At 61.7% G+C, this 19,644-nt stretch carries 18 protein-coding genes; 10 read left to right on the forward strand and 8 right to left on the reverse strand.

All coding sequences use genetic code 11. The annotated features are described in order from the left end of the window. Nucleotides 1-11: 11 nt before the first annotated feature. Together M5B99_RS26000 and M5B99_RS26005 are read right to left on the reverse strand one after the other, a co-directional pair. Entirely contained in the window at nt 12-1,373 is a 1,362-nt protein-coding gene (locus M5B99_RS26000) for a heavy metal sensor histidine kinase (protein ID WP_248806739.1), read from the reverse strand. Continuing rightward, nucleotides 1,373-2,053, reverse strand: coding sequence for a heavy metal response regulator transcription factor (locus M5B99_RS26005; protein ID WP_248806740.1), 681 nt, complete (start codon nt 2,051-2,053; stop codon nt 1,373-1,375). Before M5B99_RS26005 ends, M5B99_RS26000 begins: the two co-directional genes overlap by 1 nt. 155 nt (nt 2,054-2,208) lie before the next feature. Between M5B99_RS26005 and M5B99_RS26010 the strand changes: the two genes are divergently transcribed. Together M5B99_RS26010 and queF are read left to right on the forward strand one after the other, a co-directional pair. Then, nucleotides 2,209-2,739, forward strand: a complete 531-nt coding sequence (locus tag M5B99_RS26010; protein ID WP_248806742.1) for a plastocyanin/azurin family copper-binding protein — start codon at nt 2,209-2,211, stop codon at nt 2,737-2,739. Between the two features lie 83 nt (nt 2,740-2,822). Next, a complete protein-coding gene (gene queF, locus M5B99_RS26015; protein ID WP_248806743.1) occupies nt 2,823-3,653 on the forward strand; it encodes an NADPH-dependent 7-cyano-7-deazaguanine reductase QueF in 831 nt (276 codons plus the stop codon). A gap of 223 nt (nt 3,654-3,876) precedes the next feature. Here queF and acnB read toward each other — a convergent pair whose 3' ends face one another. Next, nucleotides 3,877-6,477: a bifunctional aconitate hydratase 2/2-methylisocitrate dehydratase gene (acnB, locus tag M5B99_RS26020; protein ID WP_248806763.1), complete on the reverse strand. Its 2,601-nt coding sequence runs from the start codon at nt 6,475-6,477 to the stop codon at nt 3,877-3,879. Nucleotides 6,478-6,934: 457 nt separating this feature from the next. On the opposite strand from acnB, the gene M5B99_RS26025 reads away from it, so the two are divergent. Beyond that, nucleotides 6,935-7,405 carry a DUF1289 domain-containing protein gene (locus M5B99_RS26025; RefSeq protein ID WP_248797583.1) on the forward strand — a complete coding sequence of 157 codons (471 nt, stop codon included), beginning with the start codon at nt 6,935-6,937 and terminating at the stop codon, nt 7,403-7,405. Between the two features lie 142 nt (nt 7,406-7,547). On the opposite strand, the gene M5B99_RS26030 is transcribed toward M5B99_RS26025, so the two are convergent. Continuing rightward, nucleotides 7,548-8,411 (reverse strand): universal stress protein, encoded by an 864-nt coding sequence (locus M5B99_RS26030; RefSeq protein ID WP_248806744.1) that lies wholly within the window; start codon nt 8,409-8,411, stop codon nt 7,548-7,550. 222 nt (nt 8,412-8,633) lie between these two features. Between M5B99_RS26030 and M5B99_RS26035 the strand changes: the two genes are divergently transcribed. Continuing rightward, nucleotides 8,634-9,248, forward strand: coding sequence for a tRNA-(ms[2]io[6]A)-hydroxylase (locus M5B99_RS26035; protein WP_248806745.1), 615 nt, complete (start codon nt 8,634-8,636; stop codon nt 9,246-9,248). Here the strand turns inward: M5B99_RS26035 and M5B99_RS26040 are convergent. Then, on the reverse strand, nt 9,245-9,649 hold the full coding sequence (locus tag M5B99_RS26040; RefSeq protein WP_248806746.1) for a type II toxin-antitoxin system HicB family antitoxin: 405 nt from the start codon (nt 9,647-9,649) through the stop codon (nt 9,245-9,247). The genes M5B99_RS26035 and M5B99_RS26040 overlap by 4 nt on opposite strands. A gap of 23 nt (nt 9,650-9,672) precedes the next feature. Beyond that, on the reverse strand, nt 9,673-9,855 hold the full coding sequence (locus M5B99_RS26045; protein ID WP_248806748.1) for a type II toxin-antitoxin system HicA family toxin: 183 nt from the start codon (nt 9,853-9,855) through the stop codon (nt 9,673-9,675). Between the two features lie 202 nt (nt 9,856-10,057). On the opposite strand from M5B99_RS26045, the gene M5B99_RS26050 reads away from it, so the two are divergent. The 4 genes from M5B99_RS26050 to M5B99_RS26065 are packed head-to-tail and all read left to right on the forward strand — an operon-like array spanning nt 10,058 to nt 14,801. Continuing rightward, nucleotides 10,058-10,540 carry a MarR family winged helix-turn-helix transcriptional regulator gene (locus tag M5B99_RS26050; RefSeq protein WP_248806749.1) on the forward strand — a complete coding sequence of 161 codons (483 nt, stop codon included), beginning with the start codon at nt 10,058-10,060 and terminating at the stop codon, nt 10,538-10,540. Then, a complete protein-coding gene (locus tag M5B99_RS26055) occupies nt 10,530-11,999 on the forward strand; it encodes an efflux transporter outer membrane subunit (RefSeq protein WP_248806751.1) in 1,470 nt (489 codons plus the stop codon). Before M5B99_RS26050 ends, M5B99_RS26055 begins: the two co-directional genes overlap by 11 nt. Before the next feature lie 15 nt (nt 12,000-12,014). Further along, nucleotides 12,015-13,211 (forward strand): efflux RND transporter periplasmic adaptor subunit, encoded by a 1,197-nt coding sequence (locus M5B99_RS26060; RefSeq protein WP_248806752.1) that lies wholly within the window; start codon nt 12,015-12,017, stop codon nt 13,209-13,211. 60 nt (nt 13,212-13,271) lie between these two features. After that, a complete protein-coding gene (locus tag M5B99_RS26065; protein WP_248806757.1) occupies nt 13,272-14,801 on the forward strand; it encodes a DHA2 family efflux MFS transporter permease subunit in 1,530 nt (509 codons plus the stop codon). Between the two features lie 221 nt (nt 14,802-15,022). Here the strand turns inward: M5B99_RS26065 and lpxH are convergent, their stop codons facing one another. Both lpxH and M5B99_RS26075 read right to left on the reverse strand, forming a co-directional pair. Beyond that, nucleotides 15,023-15,754: a UDP-2,3-diacylglucosamine diphosphatase gene (gene lpxH / locus M5B99_RS26070; protein ID WP_248806758.1), complete on the reverse strand. Its 732-nt coding sequence runs from the start codon at nt 15,752-15,754 to the stop codon at nt 15,023-15,025. Next, nucleotides 15,751-16,254 (reverse strand): peptidylprolyl isomerase, encoded by a 504-nt coding sequence (locus M5B99_RS26075; protein ID WP_248806759.1) that lies wholly within the window; start codon nt 16,252-16,254, stop codon nt 15,751-15,753. The genes lpxH and M5B99_RS26075 overlap by 4 nt, the downstream gene beginning before the upstream one ends. 258 nt (nt 16,255-16,512) lie before the next feature. Here M5B99_RS26075 and M5B99_RS26080 point away from each other — a divergent pair, with 258 nt between their 5' ends. Then, nucleotides 16,513-18,210 carry a glutamine--tRNA ligase/YqeY domain fusion protein gene (locus tag M5B99_RS26080; RefSeq protein ID WP_248806760.1) on the forward strand — a complete coding sequence of 566 codons (1,698 nt, stop codon included), beginning with the start codon at nt 16,513-16,515 and terminating at the stop codon, nt 18,208-18,210. A gap of 18 nt (nt 18,211-18,228) precedes the next feature. Further along, a complete protein-coding gene (gene cysS / locus M5B99_RS26085; RefSeq protein ID WP_248806761.1) occupies nt 18,229-19,611 on the forward strand; it encodes a cysteine--tRNA ligase in 1,383 nt (460 codons plus the stop codon). The last annotated feature ends 33 nt before the right edge of the window (nt 19,612-19,644 follow it).

Here is a 19,644-nt window from a genome sequence, read left to right on the forward strand (position 1 = left end):
AGGGTGTTGTGTCAGTGAGAGGTGGGTAGGTCAATCACGAACCGCGTCCAACCCGCCTCTGATTTACAGTGAATCTGCCCACCATGGGCCCGAACGATCGACTGGGTAATCGCCAGCCCCAACCCCGCGTGTTCATTGCTGCCTTCACGACGTGCCGGGTCGGCCCGATAAAAACGGTCGAACAGCTGTGGCAGCAACCCCGACGCGATACCTTCCCCCGTATTCTCGACGCTGACCCGCAGGCCCTGCGCTACATTCTCCAGTCTGACCACGATCTCGCCTTCTTCGGGAGTGAAGCGCAAGGCATTGTCCAGCAGATTGGACAGCGCCCGCCGCAGCATGCCGCGATCACCGGCCAGGCTCGCCTTGCCCTCGCGCTTGAGCCGTACTCGATTCTCTTCCGCCAGCGGGGTAAAGAACTCCAGCAGGGCATCCACCTCATCGGCCAGCTCGAGCGCTTCGCGGCGCGGCGTCAGCAACCCGTGGTCGGCCTTGGCCAGGTAGAGCATGTCGTTGACCAATTGCGCCATCCATTGCAGCTCTTCGAGGTTGCTGTGCAGGGTTTCGCGATAGTCCTCCAGGGTACGCGGTCGTGTCAGGGTGACCTGGGTATGGGTCAGCAGGTTCGACAGCGGTGTGCGCAGTTCATGGGCGATATCGGCGGAGAAGGCCGAGAGTCGCTGGAACGAGTCATCCAGGCGCGCGAGCATGGCATTGAACGACTGCGCCAGCTCCGCCAGTTCCGGCGGCATCTGTTCCTCGGGCAGGCGCTGGGTCAGCGAGCTGGCCGAGACCCCGGCAGCGATTTCGCTCATGCGCCGCAAGGGCCGCAAGCCGCTGCGCGCGGCCCAGGCACCGAGCAGGGCGGTGGCCAGGGCTGAAAGACTGACCGTCAGCCAGATCAGGTGCTGCATGCGCTGCAGGAAATGCTGGTGATGAGTGATGTCTAGGATCAGGGTCAATTGGGGAGAGTCGCTCTTGTTCGGGTCCAGCGGGGCATTGAAGACCCGATAGGCGGTGCCCTCGATCCGCAGGCTGGTAAGCCCGGCTTGCGTCGGCAGGTCGCCGGGCAGGGCGTTCGCGGCATTGAACCAGCGCCGGCCATCGGCTCCGCTGACCCGCAAGGCCAGATCAGGGCTGAGGTTGAGTTCGGCGGGCAGCCGTTCGCGGCGTTGCTGGAAGTCGTCGAGGCTTACGACCCCCGCGAGGGTGCCCCGCAACGCCGCCAGACGCGCATCGAGCAGTTGCTGGTCGAGTTCGACAAAATGCGACTCGCTGGCGCGGTTGAACAGTACGCCCGCGCTCAACGAAACCACGGCGGTGCAAGCGGCGAACAGCAGGGCCAGGCGGCCGCCCAGGGACAGGCGGCGCATCAGGCGTTGCGCTCTTCAAGGACATAACCCATGCCGCGCACGGTGTGGATCAGCTTGTGTGGGTGGCTGTCATCGACCTTCAGGCGCAGGCGGCGGATCGCCACTTCGATGACATTGGTGTCGCTGTCGAAATTCATGTCCCAGACCTGGGAGGCGATCAGGGATTTGGGCAGTACTTCGCCCTGGCGACGCAACAGCATTTCCAGCAGGGCGAACTCCTTGGCGGTCAGGTCGATGCGCTGTCCGGCGCGCTCGACCCGGCGGCGAATCAGGTCCAGGCGCAGGTCGGCCAGTTGCAGGTGGGTTTCCTGGGTGGCCGCGCTGCCCCGGCGCAGCAGGCTGCGGACCCGGGCCAGCAGTTCGGAAAAGGCGAACGGCTTGACCAGGTAGTCGTCGGCGCCCAGTTCCAGCCCATGGACCCGGTCCTCGACGGCGTCGCGGGCCGTCAGGAACAGCACGGGGATGTCCAGGCCGGCACTGCGCACGGCCTGGAGGATCTGCCAGCCATCGCGCCCGGGCAGCATGACGTCGAGGATCAGCAAGGCATAGTCGCCGGTCAGCGCCAAGTGCTGGCCGGTGATGCCGTCGGCCGCCAGTTCGGTGTTGAAACCGGCCTCGCTCAGGCCCTGGCGCAGGTATTGGCCGGTTTTCGGTTGGTCTTCGACGATCAGCAGTTTCATGGATGACTCGTGGCAAATGGAACGGGAGCGTTATACCGAGCACGCGATGGACGGGGGCAAGCTGACAAAGTTGTAATCTGCGGGTCAGCTCAATGCCAGCGACCTGGCCTTACAGTTTCACACAATCTGGAGCCCATCGAAGTTGGAGTGTGACTATGTTTTTGCGTAACAGCCTGCTGCTTGTCGGTTTGCTGGTCCTGAGCTTGCCGGTCTGGGCCTCGCCTGCGGGCAGCTACGACTTCGGCCAGCCGGCGCCGGCGAGCAAGGCCACGCGCACTGTTGAGGTGACCATGAGCGATATTGCCTTCAGTGCCAAGGAGCTGGATGTGAAGGCCGGTGAAACCGTGCGTTTCGTGCTGATCAATAAAGGCCATCTGTTGCATGAATTCAACCTGGGGCACGCGGCGGCGCATGCCGAGCATCAGCAGGAGATGCTCAAGATGCAGCAGGGCGGCCAGTTGACGGCCACCGGCATGCAGATGGGCGATATGAATATGGCCGGCATGGACCACGCGGCCATGGGGCATGCGATGAAGCATGACGATCCCAACAGCGTGCTGGTGGAACCGGGCAAGAGCGCCGAACTGACCTGGACCTTCAGCCAGGCCAGGAATCTGCAGTTTGCCTGCAATATTCCCGGGCATTACCAGGCGGGAATGGTCGGGACGTTGAAGGTCGCGCCTTGAAGTGCCCCGACCAGGCCGGGGGCTTTCGTGCGCGCGGGTGAATTGCGATAGACTGGCGGGGTTTATTCAGTCAGGTTTTTGTCATGCATCCCGCCGCCGAACACTCGCCACTGGGCAAGTCCAGTGAGTACATCGCCACCTACACGCCGTCCTTGTTGTTCCCGATTCCGCGGGCGGCCAAATGGGCCGAACTGGGCCTGAGCGCCGAGACCCTGCCATATGTCGGCGTGGATTTCTGGAACTGCTTCGAGTTGTCCTGGCTGCTGCCGTCCGGTAAGCCGGTGGTGGCGATCGGTGAGTTCAGCATCCCGGCGGATTCGCCGAATATCATCGAATCCAAATCCTTCAAGCTGTACCTCAATTCCCTGAACCAGACGCCGTTCGTCGATACCGCCAGCCTGGAAGCGGTGCTGCGTGCCGATCTGTCGGCGGCCGCTGGAAAACCGGTGGGCGTGCGGGTTCGCCGATTGAGCGAGGTGCAGGCCGAGGGAATGGTCGCCTTGCCGGGTGCGTGTATCGACGACCTGGAGATCAGCGTCAGTGACTACGCCCATCCGCGTCCGGAGCTACTGCGTTGCGATGCGTCACGGGTGGTCGAGGAGGTCGTACACAGTCATTTGCTCAAGTCCAATTGCCCGGTGACCAGCCAGCCGGACTGGGGCAGTGTGGTCGTGGAGTATCGCGGTGCGGCGCTGGATCACGCGAGCCTGCTGGCTTACCTGGTGAGCTTTCGTCAGCACTCGGACTTCCACGAGCAATGCGTGGAGCGGATCTTCCTTGACCTGCAGCGCTTGCTGAAGCCGGAGAAGTTGACCGTGTATGCGCGTTATGTGCGGCGGGGCGGGTTGGACATCAATCCGTATCGCAGTACGGAGAAGGTCGCATTTCAGAACCTGCGGTTGGTGCGCCAGTAAGCGTACTTCTTACTTGTGGTGAGCGGGCTTGCCCGCGCTGGGCCGCGAAGCGGCCCTAAAACCGGCGAGCTCGGTTTGTCAGGCGGATCAAGGATTCCGGTTTTGCGACTGCTGCGCAGTCGAGCGCGGGCAAGCCCGCTCGCCACATTGAGCGGCTCGCTGAGGGGACAGCAGGCATAAAAAAGCCCCGACAAGTCGGGGCTTTTTCTATTGCGCGTACAGCTTAGGCTTGAACGACCGGAATCTTGGCGTTCGCCGCAGCTTCACGGAACTCGGCGATCTGGTCGAAGCTGAGGTAGCGGTAGACGTCGGCAGCCATGCTGTCGATCTTGCCGGCGTACTCCATGTATTCCTCGACGGTCGGCAGGCGACCCAGGATCGAAGCCACGGACGCCAGCTCGGCCGAAGCCAGGTAGACGTTCGCGCCGTCGCCCAGACGGTTCGGGAAGTTACGGGTCGAAGTCGAAACCACGGTGGAGTTCGGTTCTACCCGTGCCTGGTTACCCATGCACAGCGAGCAGCCCGGCATTTCCATGCGTGCGCCAGCCTTGCCGTAGATGCCGTAGTAGCCTTCTTCGGTCAGCTGGTGAGCGTCCATCTTGGTCGGCGGCGACAGCCACAGACGGGTTGGCAGCTGGCCTTTGACCTGTTCCAGCAACTTGCCCGCAGCGCGGAAGTGACCGATGTTGGTCATGCAGGAGCCGATGAACACTTCGTCGATCTTCTCGCCGGCAACGCTGGAGAGCAGACGGGCATCGTCCGGGTCGTTCGGCGCGCAGAGCACAGGCTCCTTGACGTCGGCCAGGTCGATTTCGATGATTTCCGCGTACTCGGCGTCCTTGTCGGCTTCCAGCAGCTCAGGGTTGGCGACCCAGGCTTCCATCGCCAGGGCACGACGCTCCAGGGTGCGGGCATCGCCGTAGCCTTCGCCGATCATCCAGCGCAGCAGGGTGATGTTCGACTTCAGGTACTCGGCGATCGACTCTTTCGACAGCTTGATGGTGCAGCCGGCGGCGGAACGTTCGGCCGAGGCGTCGGACAGTTCGAAAGCCTGTTCGACGGTCAGGGTTTCCAGGCCTTCGATTTCCAGGATGCGACCGGAGAAGGCGTTTTTCTTGCCTTTCTTCTCGACGGTCAACAGGCCTTTCTGGATGGCGTAGTAAGGGATGGCATGAACCAGGTCACGCAAGGTGACGCCTGGTTGCAGCTTGCCCTTGAAACGCACCAGGATCGATTCCGGCATGTCCAGTGGCATCACGCCAGTGGCGGCGGCGAAAGCCACCAGGCCGGAACCGGCCGGGAACGAGATGCCGATCGGGAAACGGGTGTGGGAGTCACCACCGGTACCGACGGTGTCCGGCAGCAGCATGCGGTTCAGCCAGCTGTGGATGATGCCGTCGCCCGGACGCAGGGACACACCGCCACGGGTCATGATGAAGTCGGGCAGGGTGTGGTGCGTGGTGACGTCGATCGGCTTCGGATAGGCCGCGGTGTGGCAGAACGACTGCATCACCAGGTCGGTGGAGAAGCCCAGGCAGGCCAGGTCTTTCAGCTCGTCGCGGGTCATCGGGCCAGTGGTGTCCTGGGAACCGACGGTGGTCATCTTCGGCTCGCAGTAGGTGCCAGGACGAACGCCTGTCACGCCGCAGGCCTTGCCGACCATTTTCTGCGCCAGGGTATAGCCCTTGGTGCTTTCGGCCGGGGCTTCCGGCAGCTTGAACAGGGTCGAAGGTGGCAGGCCCAGTTCGGCGCGCGCCTTTTCGGTCAGGCCACGGCCGATGATCAGCGGAATACGGCCGCCGGCACGGACTTCGTCGAGCAGGACCGGGGTCTTCATTTCGAAGGTGGTCAGGACTTCATCGCTGTTGTGCTTGGTGACTTTGCCAGCATGCGGGTACAGGTCGATCACGTCGCCCATGTTCATGTTGGTAACGTCGAACTCGATCGGCAGTGCGCCGGCATCTTCCATGGTGTTGTAGAAGATCGGGGCGATCTTGCTGCCGAAGCAGAAGCCGCCTGCGCGCTTGTTCGGCACGTAAGGGACGTCGTCGCCGAAGAACCACAGCACCGAGTTGGTTGCCGATTTACGCGACGAACCGGTACCGACCACGTCACCGACGTAGGCGATCGGGAAGCCGTCGTTGCGCATCTGCTCGATCTGTTTCATCGGGCCGATCGCGCCTTGCTGGTCAGGCACGATGCCGTCACGGGCCATTTTCAGCATGGCCAGTGCGTGCAGCGGGATATCCGGACGCGACCAGGCGTCAGGAGCCGGCGACAGGTCGTCGGTGTTGGTTTCGCCAGTGACCTTGAATACGCGCAGGCTGATCTTGTCGGCCAGTACCGGGCGGTTTTTGAACCACTCGCCGTCGGCCCAGGACTGGATTACTTCCTTGGCGTGAGCATTACCCTTCTTGGCTTTTTCCGCGACGTCGTGGAAGGCATCGAACATCAGCAGGGTGTGCTTGAGTTGTGCGGCGGCAACGGCGGCCAGCTCGGCGTTGTCCAGCAGCTCGACCAGGGTCACGATGTTGTAGCCGCCCTGCATGGTGCCGAGCAGTTCTACCGCGCGCTTCTTGTCGATCAGGGGGGATTTGACTTCGCCCTTGGCCAGGGCGGAAAGGAAACCGGCCTTGACGTAGGCCGCCTCGTCCACTCCAGGTGGAACGCGGTTGGTGATCAAGTCAACGAGGAAAGCTTCTTCGCCAGCCGGGGGATTCTTCAGCAGCTCGACCAGGCCTGCGGTTTGTTCGGCGTTAAGCGGCTGGGGCACGATGCCCAGTGCGGCACGCTCTTCGATATGTTTGCGGTAGGCTTCAAGCACAGTTATTACCCTCATCAGTGGTCCCAAATGGGTGTCCGGGACGCTCATCCAGAAATGCACGGCACTCATGCGCTGCGGGGCTTTTTGAGCCGCTTAGCCAGAGTTTCCACGCTTTCCAACAGAAGCTGTTTTCAAAGTTTTACGCCTGCGGAACGGGAGCTGATGAGGGTTGGCGCAGGGACTTCCGGGCGGAAAATCCCACGCCAACGCCGTTCTTTAGGGTTGAGGGCGATTTACGCCCGAGGGATGAAGCGTCCTCGGACGTGATTTCCCCCTGCACTGTGCTCGTGACGCTTTGAAAACAGCTTCCAACGGACATTGGCGCCTAAAAAGGCAGGCCGATTCTACGGCATATTCCGGAGAAAGGTAAGTTAAGCCCTTCAGGTTCGGGGGTGACCCTTGTTAGACAAAGGGCTAACATGCGGGCCTGTTTTGCTTTTCCGCGTGACCCCTGCCCATGTCCAATCAGACCATCAAGACCCCCTGCGTCGGCCTCTGTTCCACTGTTTACGGTGATCTGGTGTGCCGCGGCTGCAAGCGCTTCCATCATGAAGTCATCCATTGGAACGGCTACAACGAGGAAGAAAAGCGTGCGGTGTGGTTGCGCCTGGAGCAATTGCTGGTGCAGGTCATGGTGGCCAAGATCGAGGTGTTCGATCCGCCCAGGCTGCGCCAGCAGCTGGAAGCCCGGAAGATTCGCTTCGTGCCCCATCAGTCGGAATATTGCTGGGCGTACCAGTTGATTGCCCGCGGCGCGCGGGTGATCAGCCAGTTGGAGGCCTACGGCATGGTATTGTTGCCGGAGTTTCGCGACTGGGGCCTGCCCGAGTTGCGTGATGCCATCGACCGGGAGTTTTTCCTGCTGTCCGAGGCGCATTACCAGCGCTATATCGCGCCGGGCTTCCTCAAGGATGCGTACGGCGCCTGAGGTTGTGGTGTCTGTTCTGGCCTCTTCGCGGGCAAGCTCCGCTCCCACAGGTTTTCGGCCTCACACAAACTCCAGGTCCGACGCGAATCCCTGTGGGAGCGGAGCTTGCCCGCGAAGGCGATCGCAAGGCTGCCTGATACCTTCAGGGCCGCGGTGCCGTTTCCACCAGATGATCGATGATTTCCTGGGGTTTGAGCACCAGCACATCGCTTTCCAGTGCATCGAGCACCACTTCCGCGGTATTGCCGATCAGTGCCCCTGAAATCCCACTACGCGCCACCGTGCCGATCACCGTCACTGCAGCCCCGAGCGTGCGGGCCATATGGGGGATCAGCACGTCGGCGGGGCCTTCCTTGATATGCAGGTGCTCGTCATCGACATCGAATTGCGCCTGGAAGTCCCGGCATTGATCGCGATAACGGCCTTCGATGGTTTCCCTGAGCTGATACACCGGATCGGTGGCCGACAGCATCGGCGAGGGGTGAGCGCTGATAACGTGTAAATGGCCCTTGGCCAGGCTGGCGATGTCATAGCCGTGATCGATGATGCTGGCGTGCAGGTGCCGGTGTTCATCGTCGGCATTGCCCACGTCCACCGCCGCCAGAACTACCCCGCCTGACCAGGGTGTCTCGGTCTTGACCATCAAGACGGCGGAGGGGCAGTAGCGCAGCAGTTTCCAGTCGGAAGGGGTCAGCAGGGCTTTCTTCAGCGGGCTGTCGGGGCGGTGCTGTTTGATCACCAGGCCGCAGCCTTCGGCCTGTTGCACGCCGATGATGGTCTCATGCAGGGTCTTGTCCCAGGCCTGCTCGGCCGTGGCGCTATAGCCGTCATCATGCAACTGGCTCTTGAGCAGGCTGAGCAGGGCGCTGTGGTCCTGTTTGGGGTCGCACATCAGCAGGTGCAGGTGCGCATCCGTGACGCCGGCGATCAGCTTGGCGCGGTTGAGGGCCAGGCTGTGGGCGTGGTCGGGGTCGAGTATCACCAGGATGCTGCGGATGGCTTGCATGGTCGGGGTGCTCCGGGGAAGGCTGAAGGCGACTTGCTACAACTATAGTTGCAGTCTGCCGACTGCGACCTTGATGCATATCAAGGGCGACGGCTGGCGATCTGCCCCGGGGCCCGTATAATCGGCGGCCTCGTCCTGCCTGATCCCCGGTTTTGTGAGTCCCATGTCGACTATTCCCGTGTTGCACCCCTGCCAAGCCTTTCCTGTGACGGGAGCTTTCCTGTGAATCTGCCGGAAATCCACGAATTCCTCGGCTGCCCAACCCCGCAAGGCTGGGTGCAGGCGGCGCTGGCGGATCAGGAAACCCTGCTGATCGACCACAAGAACTGCGAGTTCAAGGCGGCCAGCACCGCCTTGAGCCTGATCGCCAAGTACCATTCCCATGTCGACCTGATCAACCTGATGTCGCGCCTGGCCCGGGAAGAGCTGGTGCACCACGAACAGGTCATGCGCCTGATGAAACGGCGCAAGATCGAGCTGCGGCAGTTGTCCGCCGGTCGTTATGCCTCAGGGCTGCGCAAGGCGGTCCGTAGTCATGAACCGGTCAAGCTGGTGGACACCCTGGTGGTTGGCGCCTTTATCGAGGCACGCAGCTGCGAGCGCTTCGAAGCGCTGGTGCCGCACCTGGACGAGGAGCTGGGCAAGTTCTACTTCGGCTTGCTCAAGAGCGAGGCCCGGCATTTCCAGGGTTACCTGAAACTGGCCTACCAGTACGGCGACGCCGAGGACATCGACAGGGTCATCGAGCGGGTGCGGGCGGTCGAACAGGAACTGATCGAGTCGCCCGACGGCGAATTCCGCTTCCACAGCGGTGTCCCGGCCTTTACCGGCGCTTAAGTACGGACCAGCTTTTCCAGCGCCGCGTCCGCCAGGAACGACGAGCGGCTCTTGATCCGGTGGTCGCGTACGTAACGGTCGATACGCTGGATCACAAAGCCGGGAAGGGTGACGTTGACCTTCTCGGTCTTGCCCAGATAGGGCGAGATATCGATTTCCAGCATGCCCCAGCCCATGTCCGCGAACTCGGGATTTTTCCGATGGGTGAAGGAGGGCGATGGCGTCGGCACGGGCTGGCCGTTCGAAACGATCTCCTCGAGCAGGATGTGGGCGATTTCCAGGGCGGCATTATAGGCCTCCTCGAAGGTATCGCCGGCGGTCACGGCCCCTGGAATATCCGGAATCTGGATGCCGATGGCGGTGTGTTCATCACCCCATTCGATGGCGATGGGATATTGCATGATGGTCTCCTGACTGAGCGGGTTCATAGCAAGCCCGCCCGTTTTCTGATGCTTCTGATGGTCCCGGGCGGCAGATCCTTCTTAGGATGTGGCACGGGGATCGAGTGGGGGCTGCTGGGGTGGACAAATACATGATGACTGCCCCTGATTCGTTGCAGCGTCCAGCCCGCGGCCTCCAGTTCGGCGATCAAATCCCTGCTTTTCACCTGTGACTCCTTGTCAGGTATGTCAGGGAAGCCTAGTCGCCCCACTATCAGACATCGAATTCAAAGGTGTGTCTAGAGTTATCTATTCCGTCCTCGGCCTTTTATCGGGAAAATAAAAAGCCTGCTAACTAATGTTTTGACATTAGCTGCCTAAGCAGTAATATCTCACCAACTCTCTGCCTAAGCAGCTTTTGGTGGCCTCATGAAGCATTTCACCCCGGACGACTTTCACAACTGCCACCTCGGCTTGCTCCTGGGGCGTGCCGCGTTGCTCAAGGACCGGATCATTGACACCCATATGGTGCCGTACGGCATCACCGCCGCGCAGTTCAAGGTGCTGATCATCATGGCCCAGTTCGGCGTCGATACCCCGGCCGAGCTGTGCCGCCATCTGTCCCTGGACAGCGGTTCGATGACCCGCATGCTCGATCGCCTGGAGCAGAAAGAACTGCTCGCCCGTCGGCGCTCGGAGGGTGATCGGCGCCAGGTCCAACTGGTGCTCACGGCCCAGGGGCAGGTCCTCGCCGACCGTTTGCCGGAAATCGGTGCCGATGCGATGAACGAGCTGGCGGGAGCTGTCACCGAGCAAGAGCTGCGGACTCTGGAGAGCATCCTGAAGAAAATTTTGCTGGCGGCCGGGGACTCGATCACCCTGCTGCGGGTGGGTGAAAAAAATGAGCAGTAAAACCCTGCATACCGGCTTCAGCCTGGTGTTCCTGTCGATGCTCCTGGCCGGTTGCGCCAGCTACAGCGGCCTGCACACCGAAGGCGTCAGCCTCGAGGCGAAAAACCTCAAGGCCGCACAATCCCTCAAGGGCGTGACCCTGTCACCGGCGGCCTGGCCGAAAAACGACTGGTGGAAAAGCCTCGGCGATCCGCAACTCGATGGTCTGATCCGCGAAGCCTTGCATGACAGCCCCGATATGCAGGTCGCCAGTGCACGGGCGCACCAAGCCAGCGCAGCGGCCTATGCCGCCGATGCGGCGCGGTTGCCGACCCTTGATGCCAGCGGCAGTGTCAGCCGTTCGCGTCTGGCACGGGATCAGGACCCCAGCGGTCGCGGCGGGGTCTACGACACCGTGCGCAAGCTCGGTGTCAGCTTCAACTACAGCTTCGACCTCTGGGGCGGCCAGCGTGACGCCTGGGAAGCCGCTCTGGGTCAGGCGCGTGCCGCCGAAGTTGACCGCCAGGCCGCGCAGTTGACCCTCGCCGCCGACGTGGCGCGGGCCTACAGCAACCTGGGGCAGGCGCATATCGTCTACGACCTGGCCAATGATGACCTGCAGCGCACCCACAAACTGCTGGACCTGGGCAAACGCCGGCTGAGCTCCGGGATTGACAGCCACTACCAGTACCAGCAGACCGAAAGCCTGGCCGCCAGTGCCGAGGAACAGGTGATCGACGCCGGGAAAAAACTGCAAAGCGCCAAGGTCGCCCTGGCTGTACTGTTGGGCAAGGGGCCGGATCGCGGTAATGAAATTGCCCGACCGAAGATTCTCCAGCCGAGCGCCGTGGCCTTGCCGTCGGTACTCCCGGCGGAACTGCTGGGACGGCGTCCTGACCTGGTGGCCGCACGCTGGCGCGTCGAGGCCGCGAGCAAGGACATTGCCGCCGGCAAGACCCGCTTCTATCCCAATCTCAACCTGAGTGCCGCCGCCGGTGGTGAGTCGCTGCTGGGTGACGCCCTGTTCGGCTCCCCCAGCCGCTTCTTCAGCATTGCCCCGACCGTCTCGCTGCCGATCTTCGACGGCGGTCGACTGCGCGCCGGTCTCGACGCCAAGGACGCCGACTACGACCTGGCGGTGGCGCAGTACAACAAGAGCCTGGTCCAGGCCCTGGGCGATGTCAGCGACACCCTCCAGCAGTTGCGCGCCCTCGGCCAGCAGATCGTGGCCCAGCAACACGCGGCGGATATCGCCCAGGACTCCTACAACACCGTGTTGCAGCGTTATGGCGCCGGCATCGGCAACTACCTGGACGTGCTCACCATCGAGCAGACCCTGTTGCAGGCCCAGCGTCAACTGGCGGACCTGAATGCCCAGCAGATCGATTTTTCCATCCAGTTGATGCAGGCCCTGGGCGGTGGTTTCCAGGCTGACAATATCGCCTCGAGCGCCCCCCGCCCCTCGGCTCAGACTTATTAATTCAAGGTACCTGCCATGGCCACTGAAACGAACGCAACTGAAACAACCCGGGACGCTGGCAATTCCCGCAAGCGCAAGGTCATGCTGACCGGTCTTACCCTGCTGGTGATCCTGGGCGGGCTGGGGGTCTGGGGCTGGTACGAGGTCTACGGGCGCTGGAATGAAAGCACCGACGACGCCTACGTCAACGGCAACGTGGTGGAAGTCACGCCGCTGGCCACTGGCACCGTGGTCAGCATCGGTGCCGATGATGGCGACCTGGTGCACGCCGGCCAGGTGCTGGTGAACTTCGATCCGAGCGACGCCAAGATCGGCTTGCAAAGCGCCGAGGCCAACTTGGCCAAGGCTGTGCGCCAGGTCCGTGGCTTGTATAGCAATGTCGATGGCATGCGGGCCCAGGTCGCTGAACAGAAGGCGGCGGTGCAGAAGGCCCAGGAAAACTTCACCCGTCGCAAGAACCTGGCGGCCGGTGGCGCGATTTCCCAGGAAGAGCTGTCCCATGCCCGTGACGACCTGACCTCCGCCCAGAGCGCACTGAGCAACGTCCAGCATCAACTCAATAGCAGCAATGCCCTGGTGGACGACACCGTGGTGTCCAATCACCCGGATGTCAAAGCCGCGGCCGCGCAACTGCGCCAGGCATATCTGGCCAACGCGCGGACCACCCTGATTGCGCCGGTCACCGGTTATGTCGCCAAGCGCACCGTGCAATTGGGCCAGCGGGTGCAACCGGGTGCCGCGCTGATGGCGGTGATTCCCCTGGATCAGCTATGGATCGATGCCAACTTCAAGGAAACCCAACTGCGTGATATGCGCATCGGCCAGCCCGTGGACATCGAGGCCGACCTGTATGGCAGTTCGGTGAAATTCAGCGGCACCATCGACAGCCTCGGCGCCGGTACCGGCAGTGCCTTTGCCCTGCTGCCGGCGCAGAACGCCACCGGCAACTGGATCAAGATCGTCCAGCGGGTGCCGGTGCGCATTCACATCAATGCCGAAGAGCTGGCCAAGCACCCGCTACGGGTCGGCCTGTCGACCCAGGTCGAAGTCAATCTGCATGATCAGAGCGGTCCGGTGTTGGCCCAGCAGCCGCCACAAAAGGCTTCGTTCAGCACCGATGTGTATGGGCAGCAACTGGCCGATGCCGATGCGGAGATTACCCGCCTGATCCATGAAAACAGCGCTATCGCGACGAAAACCGTGCAACGCTGAGTCGCCAATCCAGCCGCGACCCGAACGTCGCGGCACCTGCCTCGTTTCCAAGGATTCGCGATGAGCTCGAACGCATCTTTCACACCGCCCAGCCTGTTGCTCAGTACCATCGGCCTGTCGCTGGCGACCTTCATGCAGGTGCTCGACACCACCATCGCCAACGTGGCCTTGCCGACCATTTCCGGCAACCTGGGGGTGAGTTCGGAGCAGGGCACCTGGGTCATCACCTCCTTTGCCGTGAGCAATGCCATTGCCTTGCCGCTGACCGGCTGGCTGAGTCGGCGCTTTGGCGAGGTGAAACTGTTTATCTGGGCGACGATTCTCTTTGTAATGGCATCGTTCCTCTGCGGTATTTCCACCTCGATGCCTGAGCTGGTGGGCTTTCGTGTGCTGCAAGGGCTGGTCGCCGGGCCGTTGTACCCGATGACCCAGACACTGCTGATTGCGGTCTATCCACCGGCCAAGCGCGGCATGGCCCTGGCGCTATTGGCGATGGTCACGGTGGTCGCGCCGATAGCCGGGCCGATTCTTGGCGGCTGGATCACCGACAGCTACAGCTGGCCGTGGATCTTCTTTATCAATGTGCCTATCGGCGTATTCGCGGCCATGGTGGTCCGTCAGCAACTCAAGGCCCGACCGGTGGAGATCAGTCGCCAGCCGATGGACTATGTCGGCTTGCTGACCCTGATCATTGGTGTGGGCGCCTTGCAGGTGATTCTCGACAAGGGCAATGACCTGGACTGGTTCGAGTCGAACTTCATCGTGATCGGTGCGGTCATCTCGGCGATTGCCCTGTCGGTGTTCGTGATCTGGGAAATGACGGACAAGCATCCGGTGGTCAATCTGCGCCTGTTCGCCTACCGCAATTTCCGCATCGGCACCATTGTGCTGGTCCTTGGCTACGCCGGGTTCTTCGGTATCAACCTGATCCTGCCGCAGTGGCTGCAGACCCAGATGGGCTACACCGCGACCTGGGCCGGGTTGGCAGTGGCGCCAATCGGGATCCTGCCGGTGTTGATGTCGCCTTTCGTCGGTAAATATGCCAACAAGGTCGACCTGCGCTTGCTCGCCGGCCTGGCGTTCCTGGCGATCGGCCTGAGCTGCTTCATGCGCGCCGGTTTCACCAACGAGGTGGACTTCCAGCATGTCGCCATGGTGCAACTGTTCATGGGGATCGGCGTGGCGTTGTTCTTCATGCCGACCTTGAGCATCCTGATGTCGGACCTGCCGCCGAGCCAGATCGCCGATGGTGCCGGCCTGGCCACCTTCCTGCGTACGCTGGGGGGGAGCTTCGCGGCCTCGCTGACGACCTGGATCTGGATTCGCCGGGCGGACCAGCACCATGCTTACCTGAGTGAAAGCATCACTCCCTTCGACCCGGCGACCCGTGATGCCCTGGGCAATCTCGGCGGGGCGGGCAGCCGGGCTTATGCCCAGTTGGATCAGGTGCTCACCAGCCAGGCCTACATGCTCTCGACCGTGGATTACTTCACGCTGCTGGGCTGGGGTTTTATGGCCTTGATGCTGTTGGTATGGCTGGCCAAGCCGCCGTTCGCGGCGAAGGCCGGGCCGGCGGCGGCCGGGCACTGACGGCTAGCTACCGATGTGGCGAGGAGTAAGCCCCAATGTCTTTCAGTTAGGGGCGAACACGATCCCTGTGGGAGTGGAGCTTGCCCGCGAAGCTTTTAGCGGCCTCAAGGGCCTCTTCGCGGGCAAGCACCGTTCCCACAGTGGTGTGGCGTTTTCAATATGCCATGCCGCTGAATGAACGGCATTGGGGGCAGGCCCCTTCGTCACACGGGATTCTGTTGTCAGGCTGGCGGGGTGAAATCAAACGCTGCCAGCTGGAAACCCTGCTCATCCACCTGCAAGGCCCAGCCCTGGCGATCCCAATCCCCCAGCACAATCCGTTTCGCGGCTTGCGTACCGAGCTGCAACTTGTGAATGGCCGGTCGATGGGTGTGGCCGTGGATCAGGGTTTGCACGCCATGCTGCTGCATGACCTGCACCACCTCATCCGGTGTCACATCAACAATGTCATTGGCTTTCATCCGCGTCTGCGTTCGGCTTTCACTGCGCAGTTTGCGCGCCAGCTTGTGGCGAGTGTGTAGTGGCAGGTGCCGAAGGATGAACAAGGTGATGGGGTTGCGCAGATAGCGACGCAGGCGCATATAGGCCTCGTCCCGAGTGCACAGGCTGTCGCCGTGCATCAGCAGCACCGGCTCGTCATTCATCCGCACCACGCTCGGGTCCTTGAGCAGGGTCGCACCGGCTTCTTTGCAAAAAGCCTTGCCGAGCAGGAAGTCGCGATTGCCGTGCATCAGGAAAACCTGCGTGCCACTGTCACTCAATGCGCGCAAGGCTGCGCAGATCGAGCGTTGAAAGGGGGTCATGGCATCGTCGCCGATCCAGACTTCGAAAAAATCGCCCAGGATGTACAGTGCTTGTGCCGAACGGGCGCGTCCGGCGAGGAAATCCAGAAACGCCCGGGTGATGTCCGGGCGCTCCTCTTCCAGATGCAAATCTGAAATCAGCAATATCACTCAATGATCTCGGCTTTCTCGATGATCACGTCTTCTGCTGGTACGTCCTGGTGGCCGGCCTTCATGGTGGTGGCCACGCCTTTGATCTTGTCGACCACTTCAGTCCCGGAAACCACTTTGGCGAATACCGCGTAGCCCCAGCCCTGGACAGTCTTGGCGCTGTGGTTCAGGAAGCTGTTGTCGGTGACATTGATGAAGAACTGCGCGGAGGCCGAATGCGGCTCCATGGTACGGGCCATGGCGACGCTGTACTTCTCGTTCGGCAGACCGTTGTCGGCTTCGTTCTGGATGCTTGGGCGCTTGTCTTTCTTTTCTTTCATGCCAGGCTCGAAACCGCCGCCCTGGATCATGAAGTTGCCGATCACACGGTGGAAAACGGTGTTTTCGTAGTGGCCGGCGTTGACGTACTCAATGAAGTTGGCCACGGTGATCGGGGCTTTCTCGGCATTCAGTTCCAGGACGATTTCGCCGTGGTTGGTGGTCAGTTTGACTTGGGTCATCTTGGCTACTCTTTGAAGGAATTCGTGGGCTTCGGAGCGCGGGTGGCGCCCGCGGGTCCGAACCTGTCTGGCATAAAGCAGCCAGGTTGCGCAGTTTAGCGTGAGGCGCGGGAATTTCGAGGCGGTTTTTTATTCTCGGACTATTAATAGCCGCCGTTTTCGGCGCGCCACTGTCGGCTGCCTGATCGCATCGGCTATGATACCCGTTTTGATTGATCAGGCCGCCCCCGGCCGCGCATCCGCAAGCCCAAGGATCCTATGAGCAAGCCCACTGTCGACCCTACCTCGAACGCCAAGACCGGACCGGCTGTCCCGGTCAACTTCCTGCGCCCGATCATTCAGGCCGACCTGGACTCGGGCAAGCACACCCGGATCGTGACGCGCTTCCCGCCTGAGCCCAACGGCTACCTGCACATCGGCCACGCCAAGTCGATCTGCGTGAACTTCGGCCTGGCCCAGGAGTTCGGTGGCGTCACGCACCTGCGTTTCGACGACACCAACCCGGCCAAGGAAGACCAGGAATACATCGACGCCATCGAAAGCGACGTCAAGTGGCTGGGTTTCGAATGGTCCGGCGAAGTGCGCTATGCCTCGCAGTATTTCGACCAGTTGCACGACTGGGCGGTGGAGTTGATCAAGGCCGGCAAGGCCTATGTCGACGACCTGACCCCCGAGCAGGCCAAGGAATACCGAGGCAGCCTGACCGAGCCGGGCAAGAACAGCCCGTTCCGCGAGCGTTCGGTGGCAGAGAACCTCGACTGGTTCGCACGCATGCGCGCCGGTGAGTTCCCGGACGGTGCCCGGGTGTTGCGGGCCAAGATCGACATGGCTTCGCCGAACATGAACCTGCGCGACCCGATCATGTATCGCATCCGCCACGCGCATCACCACCAGACCGGCGACAAGTGGTGCATCTACCCGAACTACGACTTTACCCATGGTCAATCGGATGCCATCGAAGGCATCACTCATTCGATCTGCACCCTGGAGTTCGAAAGCCATCGTCCGCTGTATGAGTGGTTCCTCGACAACCTGTCCGTGCCGGCGCATCCACGTCAGTATGAGTTCAGCCGTCTGAACCTGAACTACACCATCACCAGCAAGCGCAAGCTCAAGCAACTGGTGGACGAGAAGCACGTCAACGGTTGGGACGACCCACGCATGTCGACGCTCTCGGGCTTCCGTCGTCGTGGCTACACGCCGAAATCCATCCGCAACTTCTGCGAAATGGTCGGCACCAACCGTTCCGATGGTGTGGTGGACTTCGGCATGCTGGAGTTCAGCATCCGTGACGACCTCGATCACAGCGCACCGCGGGCCATGTGCGTGCTGCGTCCGTTGAAAGTCGTGATCACCAACTATCCGGAAGGCCAGGTCGAGAACCTCGAACTGCCGCGCCACCCGAAAGAAGACATGGGCGTGCGCGCATTGCCGTTCGCCCGTGAGATCTACATTGATCGCGACGACTTCATGGAAGAGCCGCCCAAGGGCTACAAGCGCCTGGAGCCTGCCGGTGAAGTGCGCCTGCGCGGCAGCTACGTGATCCGTGCCGACGAAGCGATCAAGGATGCCGACGGCAATATCGTCGAGCTGCGCTGCTCCTACGACCCGCAGACCCTGGGCAAGAACCCCGAGGGCCGCAAGGTCAAGGGCGTGATCCACTGGGTGCCGGCGGCGGCCAGCGTCGAGTGCGAAGTGCGCCTGTACGATCGCCTGTTCCGTTCGGCCAACCCCGAGAAAGCCGAAGACAGCGCCAGTTTCCTGGACAACATCAACCCTGACTCGCTGCAAGTGCTCACCGGTTGTCGTGCTGAACCCTCGCTGGGCAATGCACAGCCGGAAGACCGTTTCCAGTTCGAGCGTGAAGGTTACTTCTGCGCGGATATCAAGGACTCGAAACCCGGTGCTCCGGTATTCAACCGTACCGTGACCTTGCGTGATTCGTGGGGCCAGTGATTCTTTAAGGAAGCCGTTGTGCTAACGATCTACAACACGCTCAGCAAGAGCAAAGAAGTCTTCAAGCCCCTGGATGGCAACAAGGTGCGCATGTATGTCTGCGGGATGACCGTGTATGACTACTGCCACCTGGGCCATGGTCGCAGCATGGTTGCCTTCGACCTGGTGACCCGCTGGTTGCGTTTCAGCGGGTACGACCTGACGTATGTGCGCAATATCACCGACATCGACGACAAGATCATCAATCGGGCCAACGAGAACGGCGAATCGTTCGACGTGCTGACCGAGCGCATGATTGTGGCGATGCACGAGGACGAGGCGCGCCTGAATATCCTCAAGCCGGACATGGAGCCGCGGGCCACGGACCATATCCCGGGCATGCTGGCCATGATCCAGACCCTGATCGACAAGGGGTATGCCTATGCGCCGGGCAATGGCGACGTGTACTACCGCGTCGCCAAGTTCATGGGCTATGGCAAGTTGTCGCGCAAGAAAATCGAAGACCTGCGCATCGGTGCGCGAATCGAAGTCGATGAAGCCAAGCAGGATCCGCTGGATTTCGTCCTGTGGAAAGGCGCCAAGCCCGGCGAGCCGAGCTGGGCGTCACCGTGGGGCGCCGGGCGTCCTGGCTGGCACATCGAATGCTCGGTGATGTCCACCTGCTGCCTGGGCGAGACCTTCGATATCCATGGCGGCGGCAGCGACCTCGAGTTTCCGCACCATGAAAACGAAATCGCCCAGAGCGAGGCGGCCACCGGCAAGACCTACGCCAATGCCTGGATGCATTGCGGCATGATTCGCATCAATGGCGAGAAGATGTCCAAGTCATTGAACAACTTCTTCACCATTCGCGATGTGCTGGACAAGTATCACCCGGAAGTCGTGCGTTACCTGCTGGTGTCGAGCCACTACCGCAGTGCCATCAACTATTCGGAAGGCAATCTCAAGGATGCGAAGGGCGCCCTGGAGCGTTTCTACCATGCGTTGAAGGGCCTGCCGGATGTAGCGGCGGCCGGTGGCGAGGCGTTCGTCGAGCGTTTCACTCGGGTGATGAACGACGACTTCGGTACGCCGGAAGCCTGCGCGGTGCTGTTCGAGATGGTGCGCGAGATCAACCGCCTGCGCGAGAGCGATCTCGCGGCGGCGGCCGGTCTGGCGGCACGCCTGAAAGAACTGGCCAGCGTGCTCGGTGTCCTGCAGTTGGAAGCTGATGACTTCCTGCAGGCAGGTGCCGAAGGTCGGGTCGATGCGGCTGAAGTCGAAGTGCTTATCCAGGCGCGGCTGGCAGCACGAGCGAACAAGGACTGGGCGGAATCCGACCGTATCCGCGACCGGATCACCGCCATGGGCGTGGTGCTGGAAGACGGCAAGGGTGGGACGACCTGGCGCCTGGCGGACTGAGCCGGGTTCCTGTGAAAACAAAAAACCGCCAGT

Source organism: Pseudomonas sp. MWU13-2100 (assembly GCF_023242365.1).
Lineage (GTDB): Bacteria > Pseudomonadota > Gammaproteobacteria > Pseudomonadales > Pseudomonadaceae > Aquipseudomonas.